Annotated in this window: 15 protein-coding genes, 1 tRNA gene and 1 pseudogene; 12 read left to right on the top strand and 5 right to left on the bottom strand. The window is 57.5% G+C overall.

All coding sequences use genetic code 11. The features are described from left to right. The first annotated feature begins 66 nt into the window (after nucleotides 1-66). On the top strand, nucleotides 67-627 hold the full coding sequence (locus ACVWZJ_RS07170) for a Crp/Fnr family transcriptional regulator (RefSeq protein ID WP_414342364.1): 561 nt from the start codon (nucleotides 67-69) through the stop codon (nucleotides 625-627). A 156-nt stretch (nucleotides 628-783) separates the two neighbouring features. After that, on the top strand, nucleotides 784-1,803 hold the full coding sequence (gene gap, locus ACVWZJ_RS07165) for a type I glyceraldehyde-3-phosphate dehydrogenase (protein WP_457395531.1): 1,020 nt from the start codon (nucleotides 784-786) through the stop codon (nucleotides 1,801-1,803). 22 nt (nucleotides 1,804-1,825) lie between these two features. Here gap and ACVWZJ_RS07160 read toward each other — a convergent pair whose 3' ends face one another. Then, a complete protein-coding gene (locus ACVWZJ_RS07160) occupies nucleotides 1,826-2,386 on the bottom strand; it encodes a 2'-5' RNA ligase family protein (protein ID WP_457395528.1) in 561 nt (186 codons plus the stop codon). 59 nt (nucleotides 2,387-2,445) lie between these two features. Between ACVWZJ_RS07160 and ACVWZJ_RS07155 the strand changes: the two genes are divergently transcribed. Next, a complete protein-coding gene (locus ACVWZJ_RS07155; RefSeq protein ID WP_011433309.1) occupies nucleotides 2,446-2,895 on the top strand; it encodes a (2Fe-2S) ferredoxin domain-containing protein in 450 nt (149 codons plus the stop codon). Here ACVWZJ_RS07155 and ACVWZJ_RS07150 read toward each other — a convergent pair. Next, nucleotides 2,864-3,496 carry a lysophospholipid acyltransferase family protein gene (locus ACVWZJ_RS07150; RefSeq protein WP_011433310.1) on the bottom strand — a complete coding sequence of 211 codons (633 nt, stop codon included), beginning with the start codon at nucleotides 3,494-3,496 and terminating at the stop codon, nucleotides 2,864-2,866. The genes ACVWZJ_RS07155 and ACVWZJ_RS07150 overlap by 32 nt on opposite strands. 87 nt (nucleotides 3,497-3,583) lie before the next feature. Further along, nucleotides 3,584-4,336, bottom strand: coding sequence for a Uma2 family endonuclease (locus ACVWZJ_RS07145; protein WP_011433311.1), 753 nt, complete (start codon nucleotides 4,334-4,336; stop codon nucleotides 3,584-3,586). Nucleotides 4,337-4,508: 172 nt separating this feature from the next. Here ACVWZJ_RS07145 and ACVWZJ_RS07140 point away from each other — a divergent pair, with 172 nt between their 5' ends. The 4 genes and pseudogenes from ACVWZJ_RS07140 (at nucleotide 4,509) to groL (ending at nucleotide 8,350) form a co-directional block, all read left to right on the top strand. After that, entirely contained in the window at nucleotides 4,509-4,988 is a 480-nt protein-coding gene (locus ACVWZJ_RS07140; RefSeq protein ID WP_041437363.1) for a GNAT family N-acetyltransferase, read from the top strand. A gap of 11 nt (nucleotides 4,989-4,999) precedes the next feature. Next, nucleotides 5,000-6,115 (top strand): NAD(P)/FAD-dependent oxidoreductase, encoded by a 1,116-nt coding sequence (locus ACVWZJ_RS07135; RefSeq protein ID WP_071818196.1) that lies wholly within the window; start codon nucleotides 5,000-5,002, stop codon nucleotides 6,113-6,115. Between the two features lie 113 nt (nucleotides 6,116-6,228). Beyond that, nucleotides 6,229-6,531: pseudogene (locus ACVWZJ_RS07130) on the top strand (30S ribosomal protein PSRP-3); the annotation flags it as partial. Nucleotides 6,532-6,730: 199 nt separating this feature from the next. Continuing rightward, on the top strand, nucleotides 6,731-8,350 hold the full coding sequence (gene groL / locus ACVWZJ_RS07125; protein WP_011433315.1) for a chaperonin GroEL: 1,620 nt from the start codon (nucleotides 6,731-6,733) through the stop codon (nucleotides 8,348-8,350). 30 nt (nucleotides 8,351-8,380) lie between these two features. Here groL and ACVWZJ_RS07120 read toward each other — a convergent pair whose 3' ends face one another. Further along, complete coding sequence (locus ACVWZJ_RS07120) at nucleotides 8,381-8,776, bottom strand: DUF4346 domain-containing protein (RefSeq protein WP_011433316.1); 396 nt, start codon at nucleotides 8,774-8,776, stop codon at nucleotides 8,381-8,383. A gap of 198 nt (nucleotides 8,777-8,974) precedes the next feature. Then, nucleotides 8,975-9,607: a DUF4384 domain-containing protein gene (locus ACVWZJ_RS07115; protein WP_011433318.1), complete on the bottom strand. Its 633-nt coding sequence runs from the start codon at nucleotides 9,605-9,607 to the stop codon at nucleotides 8,975-8,977. A 237-nt stretch (nucleotides 9,608-9,844) separates the two neighbouring features. On the opposite strand from ACVWZJ_RS07115, the gene ACVWZJ_RS07110 reads away from it, so the two are divergent. From ACVWZJ_RS07110 to ACVWZJ_RS07090, 5 genes are all read left to right on the top strand, one after another. Then, entirely contained in the window at nucleotides 9,845-10,315 is a 471-nt protein-coding gene (locus tag ACVWZJ_RS07110) for a tetratricopeptide repeat protein (protein WP_414522485.1), read from the top strand. A 97-nt stretch (nucleotides 10,316-10,412) separates the two neighbouring features. Next, a tRNA-Ser gene (locus ACVWZJ_RS07105) sits at nucleotides 10,413-10,497 on the top strand. Nucleotides 10,498-10,567: 70 nt separating this feature from the next. Further along, nucleotides 10,568-10,762 carry a hypothetical protein gene (locus tag ACVWZJ_RS07100; protein ID WP_011433320.1) on the top strand — a complete coding sequence of 65 codons (195 nt, stop codon included), beginning with the start codon at nucleotides 10,568-10,570 and terminating at the stop codon, nucleotides 10,760-10,762. A 145-nt stretch (nucleotides 10,763-10,907) separates the two neighbouring features. Next, a complete protein-coding gene (locus ACVWZJ_RS07095) occupies nucleotides 10,908-13,988 on the top strand; it encodes an anti-phage-associated DUF499 domain-containing protein (RefSeq protein WP_457395522.1) in 3,081 nt (1,026 codons plus the stop codon). Then, complete coding sequence (locus tag ACVWZJ_RS07090) at nucleotides 13,985-14,662, top strand: anti-phage-associated DUF3780 domain-containing protein (RefSeq protein ID WP_083757646.1); 678 nt, start codon at nucleotides 13,985-13,987, stop codon at nucleotides 14,660-14,662. The genes ACVWZJ_RS07095 and ACVWZJ_RS07090 overlap by 4 nt, the downstream gene beginning before the upstream one ends. The last annotated feature ends 36 nt before the right edge of the window (nucleotides 14,663-14,698 follow it).

Here is a 14,698-nt window from a genome sequence, read left to right as displayed (position 1 = left end):
TGCATCTTAGATACTCTTTGGGGACAACTCTCTCCCATCTCCCAATACCCTGCCGGCAGCGGTAGGATGAAACGGAGCCGGCCTCAGGTACCCCTCTGGCCCACCGACATCATGAGCAGCCCCCGTTATCCGTTTGAGCGTGTTCGCGAGCACTTGCTCTTCCAATCCTTGGAAGATGCCGAGTGGAAGGCGCTGACGGCAGCCCTGTTGCCCAGCCGCTTCTCTCCTGGCCAGGTGATCTTTCAAGAGGGGGATCCCAGCAGTGACCTGTACATGATCCTCAGTGGAGTGGTGGAGCTGCGTCGCCAATATGTGCGACATCCGGGAGATTATTGGCTGGCTACGCTGCACGCCGGGCGCTTGTTTGGGGAACTTTCTCTGCTGACGGGACGGCGGCGCTCCTTTACGGCAGTGACCATAACCGAGGTGCAGACCCTGCGCCTCTCCAACGAGGGGCTGATCCTGTTGCCTCTGGAAGTCCAGGTGAAACTCTACCGCGCCTGGAGCCAGATCATCAGCGAGCACCTTTACTGGCTGGATAGTATGTTCACGGATCTTCTGGAGCAGCGAGGGGTAGAAAATGTAGCCTCGGCTATGGCTCTGCTGCACCAGCGCTACCCCGCTTGAAAGAGGCTCAATCCCTGCTCCGCATAGGTTTGCAGGTCAACGTCCACGAAGACAACCCCTTGGATCCCAAATTTTGTCTTCAGAATGTTCAGGGGTTGCGATATCATGTGCTAAGCAGCAGCCCCCAAGAGATTTCAAGCAGCGAGGTCAGGAGCAGTGGTTAGGGTAGCCATCAACGGGTTTGGTCGCATTGGTCGCAACTTTTTGCGCTGTTGGCTGGGTCGCTCCCAGTCCAACCTGGACATTGTTGCCATCAACGACACCTCAGATGCTCGCACGGCTGCCCACCTGCTCAAGTACGATTCCATCCTTGGGCCGTTGCAGGGAGCAGACGTTGAGCCTGCAGAAAACGGTTTGGTGGTGAACGGCAAGCATATCTATGCCGTTTCCGACCGCAACCCCAGCAACCTGCCCTGGAAAGAGTGGAAGGTGGATCTTGTTATTGAAGCTACAGGTGTTTTTGTCGACTACCAGGGTGCCTCTAAGCACATAGAAGCGGGGGCCAAAAAGGTGGTGATCACCGCCCCGGCCAAGGGGGGAGACATTCCCACGTTTGTCTACGGTGTTAATCAACACACCTACGACCCGCTGCGGCACAACATTGTAAGCAACGCCAGCTGCACCACCAACTGCCTTGCCCCGATCATCAAGGTGTTGCTGGACAAGTTCGGCGTCCTTCGCGCCACCATGACCACCACCCACAGCTACACCGGCGACCAGCGGATTTTGGATGGGGGCCATCGTGACCTGCGGCGGGCGCGGGCAGCAGCGTTGAGTATGGTGCCCACCACCACGGGGGCTGCCAAGGCGGTGGCTTTGGTGATCCCGGAGCTGAAAGGCAAGCTGAATGGGGTGGCGGTACGGGTTCCCACGCCCAATGTGTCTCTGGTGGACTTGGTGGTGCAGACGGAGCGGCGCGTGATTGCCGAGGAGGTAAACGCTGCCCTGAAGGAAGCCTCGGAAACCACGATGAAAGGGATCATCGCCTACTCGGATATTCCCTTGGTCTCCATCGACTACCGCGGCCACGACTGCTCGGCCATTGTGGATGCGGAGATGACCAGTGTGCTGGATGGGGATCTGGTCAAGGTCATGGCTTGGTACGACAACGAGTGGGGCTACTCCCAGCGGGTGTTGGACTTGGCGGAATACATGGCCGCTCACTGGGTGGAGTAGGCTGCTTCGGTTGGCTTCCCCATCATTCTCCCATCGAGAACTGGGCAAAAACCTGCCAGCGCTTGCCGTCGTGGAGGAGAAGCGTCAAAGCTGACGCTACAAACGCACTCTGGAAAGAACGCGTCTTGAACTCTGGCCAGGCGGCGCGAAAGTGGGCGGGGGTTAGATCTCGAAAGGCCACGGTCATGTGGGGCACGAACGGACGGGCTTGAGCGGTCGTTTCTTTCTGGTTGAGAAGGATCCCCATGTGATGATGGGCTTGAGCTTGTAGCCGCTGCAGTTCTGGGGAGGGCACGACATGGATAAAAATGACGCGCGGTGCGAAGGCCCCAAAGCCGGATAGCTGGATGGAGACGGGGGTCTGACGCCTGGCAAAGTCCTCTAGGGATCCCGTCAAGGCCGGCAGATCGGAACTGGGCCACTCGAACGGCGGCACCAGAGTGATGTGGGGAGGCGAGCGCAGGGCCGCTTGGCTGGCAAATTGCTCGGCAAACTGCTGTTTGATGGCTGTCACCTGCTCTTGCAGTGCTGGAGGGGGGAGCAGAGCAAGAAACAGTCGCTGCTTGGGGTTATCCACCAGCATCGGTAAGAACCTAGAGAACAGGGGATAATGCAACTGTAGCCAAGCCCAAACATCTTGTTATGTCGCGTCCTGTCGCTTCTTCCCCTATCCTGGATCCCTCCTCGACAACCGGATCCCCAGGCCAAGCGCCTCAGCCGGCTCCCATTCCGCCCTACCAGTGGCATTTGTTCCTTTGTGCAGATCAAACCAAGCCCAAATGTTGTGAGAAAGCCGTGGGATTGGAAGCCTGGGACTATTTGAAATCGCGGATCAAGGAATTGAACCTGGAAATCGGGAGCGGGGGATCCCTGCGGGTACACCGCACCAAAGCCAACTGCCTGCGGGCATGCGACTATGCTGTTCCTGGCCCTGTGCTGCTGGTCTATCCCGGTGGGTTTTGGTACCACTCGGTCACGCCGGAGGTGGTGGAGGAGATTCTTCAAAAGCACATCTTGGGAGGGATCCCTGTTGTTGAGTATCTGGTAGCCCAAGATACCCTCAGCGCCCCTGATCCAAAAGGGCATGGATAGCCTGCACGCACTCTGCCGTCACCCGCTGCAAATCGGCCTTATCGCTGGAAGCGGGGGGGAGAATCAGGTTGCCAATGCGCACCGTGATGGGGCAGAACAAACGCGGCCACCGGGATCCCTTGGGCAAGACCTTTTCCGTGCCCCAAAGGGCTACAGGCAGCAGAGGCGTTTGGGTGCGGGCTGCAACCAAGGCCGCTCCCAAGTGGGGCTGAGGAATGCGGCCATCGGGGGTACGAGTGCCATTCAAAAAGATCCCTACCGCCCATCCCTGCGCCAAAGCTGCTTCCGTGGCCCGCAGGGCAGCGCGGTCAGAGCCGCCTCTTTTGACCGGGTAGGCGCCGTAGAGCTGGATCACCTGCTTCAGCCCCGGCACCCGAAACAGCTCTTCCTTGGCCATGAAGGCCACCGGGCGGCGCACCGCATTGGCCACCAGCGGCGGATCCAAATGGCTGGCGTGGTTGCTGACGACGATGAGGGATCCCTGGCGAGGCACGTTTTCCTGCCCATAGGTGCGCCCAAAATACAGTCCCCGAAACAAGGGGTTGACCACCAGCCACTTGAGCAGCCAGTAGGCCAACCAATCCCGGCGGCGATAACCCATCTGTGAGTCCAACGATCCCTGCCACTCCGGCAGCAGTTCCCTCTCTGAGTGTAGTGGAGGGTGGGTGCTGAAGGGGATCCCTGGGCTTCAGCTCTCCAAATCGGGATCCTCACCCAAAGCCCGCAATCTTGCCGCCAGACGCTCCGCCCGTTGACGTTCCTGTTCCGCCCGTTGGCGTTCTTGTTCGGCTCTTTGGCGTTCTTGTTCCGCCCGTTGACGTTCCTGCTCCGCCCGTTCCCGCTCCAACTCAGCCCGTTCATCGCCGGTCAGCAGCAACTGCCCTTGGGCATCACACCAGCGCAGCCAGCGAGCTTGTTTCCCCTCAAAAACGCCTTCCCACACCGTCAGGCCCAGCCCCACCTGTTCTAGCCAGGTCTCGGTCATTTCCGCGTAGTGGCGGCCCCGCAGTTCGAAAATGCGCAACTCCTCTGGCCCCAGCTCATGATTGGGATCGAAGACCGCGTAGTAGCTAACTCGCATCTGCTCATAACGGCTCAGCTTGCCTTCCAGCTCGTCGCCTTCGCGGTTGGAGACGATCTCGATCACCACATCCGGCGGCTTGTCAAATTGCCAGAGCAGGTAGCAACGGTTTTGCTTCTCCCACCATTGCTCCGGCACCGTGACGTCCAGGCTGAGAAAAACATCCGGCACAATCGGGGGCCGACCGATGGCGGTGTAGATGCCTACATTTGCCGCTGCTAAAAAGGTTTTGCCGCGCAAAGCGCTGTAGAGAGCCCCTGTCAAGAGGCGCTGCTGCTTTTCGGAGGCGAAATTATCCACCGGGGTATCGTCCTCCGTCACAAGGTCGGCAACGTCGGGAACCAGCAGTTCAGTATCCATGGGCAGATGGGGGTGGGGATGCCAGTGATCTTAGCTGCTCACCTCAGGGATCCTCTGCTCCCTGAGAAACAGAGAAAACAGAGTCCTCGAGCAAGCCCAGGTACAATCGAGAAAGCTTTACTTAACGATGATTTCTTTTTCTTCGCTGCTCGTTCTTTTTCTTCGCTGCTCGATGCAGATCGACATCCGTCCTGCGGAAAACTCGGACAGTGCGGCTCTGCTCCACATTTTGCAAGTGGTCTTTGCGGAGTATCCAGGCTGTGTATTGGACATCGAAGAGGTGCCGGAGTTGCTTCAGCCTGCCACAGCTTTCGCGGAGATGGGGGGATCCCTTTGGGTGGCGCAGCATCAGGATCAAGTGGTCGGCTGTGTCGGCCTTGTGCCCGATGGGATCCCTGGGCGAATGGAGCTGAAAAAACTCTACACCCTGCCCGCAGTGCGGGGTCGAGGTTTGGGTCGGCGTTTGATTGAACAGGCCGAATTTGCGGCTCGGCAGCAGCAGGCGGACTCTCTGCATCTGTGGACAGATACTCGCTTCACGACGGCTCATCGGGTTTATGAGCGGCTCGGCTATGTGCGTCTGCCGGAAATTCGTGAATTGCACGATCGCAGCAACTCTGTGGAGTATCACTACGAAAAGCATCTCCATTGAGGGTTGGGCTGTTGAACTGTGATGTGCTGGTGATCGGCTGTGGGGTGGTGGGCTGTGCCATCGCCTACGAATTGTCTGCGGCTGGCCTATCGGTGGTTGGGATCGATGCCGGGGATCCTGCCGCCGGCTCGACAGGGGCAGCTCTGGGGGTATTGGTGGGCATTTCCAGTCGGCAAGCGGGTGGGGAGACGGTTCAGCTTCGCCTGAAAAGCCTGGAGCTGTTCGATCCCCTAATCGCGCGGCTGGAGGAAGACCTGGGCCGGAGTTTGCCCGTCAATCGGCGCGGCATTCTCAAACTCCTCAGGGAGGAGGAAGTGGAAGCTTGGCAAGAAACCCTGGTGGCCCGCCGACAAGCAGGTTACCGCCTAGATCTGCTCAGCCTTGCCGAAGTGGGATCCCTGCAGCCCGGCCTGCGCAGCGACCTGGCGGCGGCCATCTACTCTCCCCAGGATCGACAAGTCCAACCCAAGCTCCTAACCCAGGCTCTCTTGGAAGCAGCCCAACGCAAGGGATCCCGCTTTTTCTTCCACCAGCCTGTCCAGAAGATTCAGCGCAGCTCGGATCCCCCCTTTCGCCTGCAAACGGTCTACACGCCCGCTCTCACCCTCTCGGCAGGGCACGTCATCCTGGCGGCAGGTCTGGGCAGCTCTCCTCTGGCCAAAGAGCTGGGGCTGCAGGTGCCGCTGCAAGCGGTCAAAGGTCAGGCCCTGCGGGTCAAAGCCCCCGGGATCCCCCTGGGGCCCGTGGTCACCGACGCGGATCTGCATCTGGTTCCCCTGGGGGATGGATCCCTGTGGGTGGGGGCAACAGTGGAATTTCAGGCCCCTCATCCCGAGCCGACGCTGCTGGCGCTACAAGATCTGCTGGCCCGCGCCATCCGACTCTGCCCGGCTTTGGCCGCAGCGACTTTGTTGGATCATTGGGCCGGCCATCGGCCTCGACCAGTGGGACAGCGCGCCCCCATCCTGGGTTGGGCTCCTGGCTACGCCAATCTGCTCATTGCCACCGGCCATTATCGCAATGGAGTGTTGCTGGCCCCGATCAGCGCCGCCATCCTGCGGGACTTGGTACTGAAAGGGGAAACAGCCCTCTGTGATCTAGGGCCCTTTGCCCCCAGACAGGGCTGAGCCCGTATCCATCTTCCGGCTCTCGGCCCGCCGATGGACAGGACATATGTCAGAATGAAAGGCTGCCTGGTTAGGATCGGATCGTCCGTTGAGTAGCCCATAAGGAGAAGAGAGCCTTGCCGAAGTTCGCCCTAAAAGCCCTCTGGTTGGAAAACGATTTGGCTATTGCCGTCGATCAGGTGGTGGCCAAAAACCGCAGCCCCCTCACCCACTACTTTTTCTGGCCGCGGGATGACGCTTGGGAGCAGCTTAAGGCTGAGCTGGAAAGCAAAACTTGGATCAGCGAAGTGGATCGCATCGAGCTGCTTAACCGAGCCACCGAACTCATCAACTACTGGCAAAACGGCGGGCGCAACCGCCCCATCAGCGAAGCCCAGGCCCAGTTTCCCGACATCCTGATCGGCGGCAACTCCTAGCCCTCTCCCCCCTGTCAGCCAAAACGTGACTCCGGATCTGCCCATCTTGCTCAGGCTCCCGTCTTTGAGCTAGATTGGCACTCGGGAGTTTAGAGTGCTAACTCCCTGCTAGCCGAGCCGGAGGATTCCTGGGAACCCCACTCCGCCTGGCAGTACCCAAAGTAGGAGCCCAGTCAGACTTACGAGGATCGCGGATTCTATGGCAAAGCGGATTCTGTTTAGAGAAGAGGCCCGCAAGGCATTGGAGCAGGGCATCAACCAACTGGCGGATGCAATCAAGGTTACGATTGGCCCCAAAGGACGCAACGTGGTCTTGGAGAAGAAGTTTGGTGCCCCCCAAATCGTCAACGACGGGGTCACGATTGCCAAGGAAATTGAGTTGGCCGATCCTTTGGAGAACACAGGCGCCCAGTTGATGCGGGAAGTGGCCTCTAAGACCAACGATGTGGCCGGAGATGGTACCACCACAGCCACCATCCTGGCCCAAAGCATGGTGCGGGAAGGGCTCAAAAACATCTCGGCGGGCGCCAACCCTGTGGCTCTGCGGCGCGGCATTGAAAAGACCACTGCCTACTTGGTGGAGCAAATTGCAGCTCATGCCAAGCCTGTGGAAGGCCGTAAAACCATCGCCGAAGTAGCCACTATCTCTGCCGGCAATGACAGCGAAGTGGGAGAGATGATCGCCAAGGCCATGGATGCTGTAGGGCGAGATGGGGTGATCACGGTCGAAGAATCCAAGTCGCTGGAAACCGAGTTGGACGTGGTGGAGGGGATGCAGTTTGACCGCGGCTACATTTCCCCCTATTTCGTCACAGACTCGGAGCGGATGGTGGCCGAGTATGAGAATGCTTATCTGCTGATTACCAGCAACAAGATCTCCAGCCTGCAAGATCTGGTGCCCATCCTAGAGCGGGTGGCCCGCGAGGGTCGGCCTCTTCTGGTCATTGCGGAGGATGTGGAGGGAGAGGCTCTGGCCACATTGGTGGTGAACCGCCTGCGGGGGGTACTCAATGCGGTGGCGGTCAAGGCTCCGGCTTTTGGGGATCGGCGCAAAGCCATGCTGGAAGATATCGCCATTCTCACCGGCGGGCAGCTCATCTCTGAGGATGTGGGCATCAAGTTGGATAAGGTCACTCTGGACATGATGGGGGTAGCCCGCAAGATCACCGTCACCAAAGACAAGACCACCATCGTGACCGATGGCAGCACCAAAGCGGCGGTGGAAAAGCGAGTGGCTCAAATTCGCAAGCAACTGGAAACCACCGATTCCGAGTACGACCGCGAAAAATTGCAAGAACGCATCGCCAAGTTAGCCGGGGGAGTGGCGGTGATCAAAGTGGGGGCTGCCACTGAAACCGAACTCAAAGATCGCAAGCTGCGCATTGAGGATGCCCTGAATGCCACCCGAGCTGCGGTGGAAGAAGGGATCGTCCCTGGCGGCGGGGCGACGCTATTGCACCTCTCCAAAGGGATCCCGGCTTTCAAGGCCAAGTTGAATGCCGAAGAACAGGTGGGGGCAGAAATTGTTTACCGAGCCTTGCAGGCCCCTCTCTTTCAGATTGCCCACAATGCCGGTCTGGAAGGGTCAGTGGTGGTGGAAAAGGTTTTGGAGAAGGAGATGCCCTTTGGCTTCGATGCCCTGACCGGAACCTATGTGGATATGTTTGCCCAGGGGATCGTGGATCCGGCCAAAGTGGTGCGCTCAGCGCTGCAAAACGCGGCTTCCATAGCCGGAATGTACCTCACAACCGAAGCGATTGTGGTGGAAAAGCCTGAGCCCAAGCCGGCGGCTGGCTCTGCACCTAAGGGGATGATGTAGTCTTGCGAAAGTGAGCTTTCTGGGAAGGGATCAGTCTTGGATGTACTCCTCGCCGGAGATCAGGGCAGCTTCAGCTTTTTGAAACTCCCTGCCCAAGTAGGCCGCATGGCTGAGCTGGGAGACCACTTTCTCCTGCTCTTTTTCAAAGATCTGCACACACAGTTCTTTGGCCGTGCGCCCAACGTACACCCGTTCAGGGGATCGGTTGACGGAGCCCTTTGCCGGGATCACAGCTCCTGTTTCCGGATCGGTGGCCAGCCCCCGCTCATTGATGACGGTGCTGTAGTACTTGGCGCAAATGAGGTTCTGCTCCCGATCCAAGTAGATGACGAAATAGCCCGCCGGATCCAGATCCAGGGGGCGGCGGGAGAGATGGTCGTCAATGCTGCGAATCTGCTCGCTCAGGGGCTTGGAGGAAGGGGACATAGAACGGCTGACCCAGAACCACACAGGAGAAACGTAGCCGGGACTACTTTTGGCTGCTCTCATTGTGGCAGATGAACCCAATCTTTGGGCAGCCTTTGGGGTGGTTGACTTCCTTCCCAGCTTGAACGGTGGGGCTGGTCATATACCCGATGAAGGGGATCCTGTGCGGGCCATCCACCTGAGGTCTCAGAGCTTGGATTAGCGCGGGGCAACCCGATAGAACCGAGTGGCCGTCACCCACTGGTCCGAAGGGATCCCCTCGACGATGATGGCGCGGGCAATGGCATTGCCCAGTTGGGATCCCCGCACCCGCACGTCGGCAAAGGAGCCACTCTGCTCAAAAGAGGCAATCTCCTGGAAGTTCAGCGGACGGGGAGAGGCCACCGCCAACACCTGGGCTTGGCCGAAGGGTGGAGCGATGGTCAACCGATAGCTGGCCCCTGGCGGCGGGAAGGTGCGCACTTCTCCGGCCCGCAGAAACTCGTTGCCACCGGAAAAGCGGTTGGGCAAAATCAGATGGGTACGGCCATCGGCTTGGATGCTGAACAGGTAAACGTAGGCATCGCGGTTGGTGCTCAGGGTAATGGCAATCGGCTCGCCAGGCCGGTAGATGGGGTTAGACCCGTGCCGATCCAGCTCCAGATTCACCCGCAGGTCGGAAGGAACGGGGTTGACAATGATGGAGCGAGTGCCAGCATCCAACTGACGGGTATCGGCCAGTTGCAGCCTCTGTAAAGGAGGGTAGATGCCCAGGGTTTGCGGAAAAACGGCGGTGGCCGGAGCTACAGACAGCCCCAAAGCCAGCGGTAGGAAAAGCAGTTTGGCATTCATGGTTCACACCCAATCAATGGCTATGTTCATCCTAGGAAGGGGCGCAGGTTATGCAGGTCAGGCTTTGCGCAATCTCCAATCTCTTGCCGCGGCAGTTTCTCCTGCTGCAGATGGCACCCCCAAGAGGGAAAAGACGGTAAACCAGCGGGGGCACGGCTCTGTTCTCGGTACCTGGGATGGGAATTGGGGGCAACACGTTTGGCAAGGGTTAATCTACAGGTAAGGGATCCCTTCCTCATGCCAGCTTCCCAGTCAACCCCCAACTTGCTCATGGCTCACGACAGCTACCAAGAAGGCATCGCAGCGGTACAAGCGGGCGATTTCCAGGCTGCCATCCAAGCGTTTCGCCAGGCGGTTGCTGCCGATCCAACCCATACCGAAGCTCGTTACAAGCTGGCCTGGGTACTGGGCATGAGCGGCTATCTGGATCCGGCCCTGGCAGAGCTGGAAGCCGTTTTGGCGGCAGATCCCAACCATGTGGCAGCCCATTACAATCGAGGGGCCCTCCTCTTGCAAAAGGCCCAACTGGAAGCCGATGAGGATGGACAAATCGATCTGGCCGTTCTACAGCAGGCAGAAGCAGCCTTTCAAACGGTAATGCGCTTGGATCCGACCGACCAACGGGCCTTTGCCTTCCTCAATTTGGTCAAGCGGGCCATTCGCAACCATCAGGCGTCCACTCAGGTCTCCGGCGGCAGTGGCGGGTAAATCTGTGGGGGTTGTGGTCGGCTGGTGATTGCACAGCCTGAAGCCCATTGCGTAGCATAAATGAATAATGAATAAAGTCTGGGGATCCCAGCAGTTTGGAGAGGTGTCCGAGCGGTTTAAGGAAGCAGTCTTGAAAACTGCCGTGGTTCACGCCACCGTGGGTTCGAATCCCACCCTCTCCGTTTATCTTGAGGTAAAGCACAACGGGTCGAAGCTACAGAGATTCACTGGCCCAGAGGGGGAGCTATCCACATGACCATCCTTGATTTATCGACCTTGACCACTCAACAGCTCAAAGACATAGCTTGGCAGTTGCGGGGCACTCCCGCAGTGGAGCCCATCTATCGGGAACTGGGATCCCGACCCAAGAGCATAGTGATTGCACCTGAAGATCCCCAGTGGACAGAAAAGGTTAACCAAATCCTCACAGAGGGATCCCCATCCTGACCGTCGCATCCCAAACAAGGCGGGACATGAATATCGAACAGCCGCCCTTGCCTGCCTGTGTCAGCTCTGCTAAATACTGAACACCCCCCACAGTTCCTTTAGCTGAAGAGAGGGTCACCATCTTGGGTAGCAGGAGCTAGCCGCAATGATTCCCACCGTCAAAGACGTTTGTCAAATTCATCCTATGGCCTTGAACTACGCCATAGTTGAGCAAATTGAAAATCTGTCGAATGTTATCGAGCATACAGCAGAGGATGCCCGGGCATTCTTCGCCAAAAACCACATTACCCGCGGGATGGATCTGTTGCTGCGTCAGGGGCTCAAACGGCTGGCAGGTCGCTCCGACCAAGCGGTGTTTGAACTCAAACAGGCGATGGGGGGTGGTAAAACCCACTCCATGATTGCCCTAGGGTTGCTGGCGCGGGATGCCGCTTTGCGTGCCGAGGTTGTGCCAGACATCGCTCAAGATGCTCCTTTTGCCGACGCTAAACTGGTTGCCATCAATGGACGCCTCAAGTTCGAGCAACGGTTTATTTGGGGAGAGATTGCCCGGCAACTGGGGAAAGAAGAGGCTTTTGTCAAATTTTGGCAGCACGGAGCAGATGCCCCCAGTGAGCAGGATTGGATTGATTTAATTGGAGATGAACCCACCCTCATTCTATTGGACGAGCTGCCGCCCTACTTCGACTACGCCATTACCCGCATGGTGGGCGGAGGTACATTGGCGCAAGTGACAACCTACGCCCTATCGAACCTGCTGAGTGCCGCCTTGAAGTTAAAGCGCTGCTGCATTGTCATTTCCAACCTATCCGGCAGCTACGAAGGAGCCTCACGGGAACTGCAAAAAGCAATCGGTAACTTCGCTCAAGAAACCAACCGCCAAGCGCGATCCATCACACCGGTAGACCTGGGCACATCGGAAATTTACGACATTCTCCGCAAGCGGCTATTTAGCTCCCTGCCCAATGTACAAACCATTGATGCAGTTGCTTCTGCCTACGCAAAAGTGCTGGGAGATGCAGCCAGAGCCAAATCAATTGCCAAAACTGCCGAACAAATTGCCGCCGAAATTCATGCTTCTTACCCTTTCCATCCTTCGGTTAAGCACATCATTGCCCTATTTAAGGAAAACGAAAGCTACCGTCAAACTCGCGGCTTGATGCAGTTTGTTTCAAAAATAATCCAGTCGGTATGGGAGCGTCCCAGCAACGATGTCTACCTGATCGGTTGCCAGCATCTGAACCTCAACATCCCAGATGTGCGGGAAGAGATCAACAAAATCAGCAATCTACAGGGAGCGATTGCCCACGATATTGCGGCCAATGGCACTGCTGTCGCTGAACTGGTGGATCAAAAACTGGGCCATGATGCTGCCAGTCAGATTGCTGCCCTGCTGTTGACTGCCTCTCTGTCTGAATCAGTTGATGCTGTGAAAGGCTTTACCGAGGGGCAATTTTTGGAATACCTAGTAGCTCCTCAGCGGAATGTCAGCGAATTTCAGGATGCTTTTCAAGCGTTCCGTGCCAACGCCTGGTACCTGCACCGCAAAGAAAACGATGCTTGGTACTTTTCCAACATCGAGAACCTGCGTAAGCGCATTGATAGCCGTGCCCGCAACGCTCCCCAGCCGAAAATTGATGCGGAAATGAAGCGGCGGCTGGAAGAAATTTTCCGACCCCAACGGCGGATTGCCTATCAAGAGGTGCAAGCCCTGCCCAAAATTGATGAGATTCGCCTCAATGGCCCGCGGGTGTGCCTGGTACTCAGCCCAGACAGCAAAACACCCCCAGAAGAGGCCCAGCAGTTTTGGGAAAGTGTTCCCGAGAAGAACAACTTTTGTGTGGTTACCGGAGATGGCTCCAATCTGGCCAGCCTAGAAGACAAAACCCGTCGTTTGTGGGCCGTTGCCCGAGTACTGGAAGAAACCGGTGGAGACAAATCCCCCCACAAAGCAGAACTGGAGGAAGAGGCCGAACAAGCCGCCTACGACTTTAACGCCACTGTGGTCAGCCTGTTCAATCGGGTCTATTACCCCATCAAGGGCAAACTGACTCCTACCAAGCTCTCCATGACCTTTACGGGCAATACCTTCCATGCTGAAGAGCAGATCGAAAAAGCCCTATCCGATGTCGGTGCATCCAAGCTGTATGTCGATGTGGAAGCCAATGCCGAGGCGTTGCTGTCGCGAGCAGAAGACCTGTTGTGGCCGGCAGGGGGAGAGCGGCGTATCCCTTGGCGAGACGTGGTTTCCCGCACCATCACCAACGAGCGCTGGCCCTGGTTGCCCCCCAAAGGAATGGATACCCTGCGGCAGATAGCCGTCAGCCAAGGTCGCTGGCGGTACACCGAAGATGGATACATCGAAAAGGGGCCCTTTCCGCCCCCCCGCACATCCGTAGCCATCACCCAGCGAGAATACGATGACCGCACCGGTACGGCTACCTTGGAAATTCTGCCTCGAGATGCGGGCAAAAATGGCCGTGTTCACTACGACTGCACGCCCAATGTGGATGCCAACAGCCCTGTGGTGCCCGATACGATCTGGACAACCAATGCCACTGCCCTGTGGTTTGTCGCCATTGACCCGGATGGCCGGCACGAGACAGGGGATGTCTATGCTTGGAAGAATACGCTGACCCTCACCCACCAGCCTCGTATTGGCGGCGGCAAGCGCACCGTAGAGCTAACCGTGAAACCCCGTGGTCAAATTCGCTGGAACACCACGGGCATTAACCCACGGGAAGGCACCCTCTACACTGGCCCCATCGAACTAGAGGGATCAGAAGCCGTTACCATCTATGCCTACGCCGAAGATCAAGGGGTGAGCACCACTCGCAACTTCACGATCCCGGCGCTCGACCAAAAAGGGCCGGTGATTGACAAAAACAAACCGGCTAAGCTGCACAAGCGCCTCAACCTGCAAGGAAATAAGGCGAGTTATACGGCCATCAATCAGAGCAAGGCTTTGGGTGTGCGACTGGCGGGTGGGATCTCCCTAACCGTGGGGGAAGGGAACCGAGCCATCACCACCCGGTTTGGAAGCGATGTGGTGGTAAAAGCGGAAGACATTGAGCAGTTTATTGCGATAGCACGTCAGGCTTTGGGCAATGAGACGGCAGAGGTGAGTCTGCGCTTGAACGAACTACACTTCAGCAGCGGCCACGATTTGGAAGTCTTTTTGCATCGGTTGGAAATCAATCCTGAGCCGGGAGAGGTAGAGCAGTGAGCGATAAAAAATGGGAGACGGTGGGGTTCGGCTGTCCCAAAACCGTTGATCCCCACCACTTTGTGGTCGAAATACCTGCCGGCAGAACCGCTCCTGTGCTGATTTACGAAGTCTATGGCATCAAGGCGGGCATCAACGGACAGCCGGACATTGCGGAGCGCTGTGTTCTCAGCCGGTCTATCTGGAGCCAGATTGCTGAGGATCTCAAACAAGAGTTTAATGACCGCCTGCGGGCGAAAAAAATGAATCCGAGCCGTTGGACAACTGGCCGCAACCTCGTAGAACGTCTGCTGGGGAAGGAATTGCTGGTGCTGGCTTGGGCAGTAGAACGGGCCAAACCGGAGGCGATCCCCAATGCCATTCGCAACTGGAGAGGGCTGCGTCCAGAAGAGCGCTGGTGGCTTTACACCATGACAGCAGCGGCGACAGGGGGTGTCGATCACGGGAATATCGGTTGGCGCAAAGCCCTGCGCTATGCCCTCACAGAAAATCCCTTGACGGAACTGAGTGTGCCCACTCCGGTCAAGCGCCCATACCAGCCAGCTTGTTCCGATAGCTTGCGTAGCGAAGCCGTAGAAGCCGATCAACTCAGCCTGTTATCCTGCTTGCAAGAAGATCCCTCGCCCTTTTGGGATAGTGAAGCAACCATTGGCACGACAAAGCTAAGAGATTAAGTTATACTAGATAAAACCGCCTATTTGGGAGAATGC

The sequence above is a fragment of the Thermostichus sp. OS-CIW-29 genome (assembly GCF_054058195.1).
The sequence above is the reverse complement of the archived record's forward strand: the minus strand, read 5'-3'. Positions and strand labels throughout refer to the sequence as shown.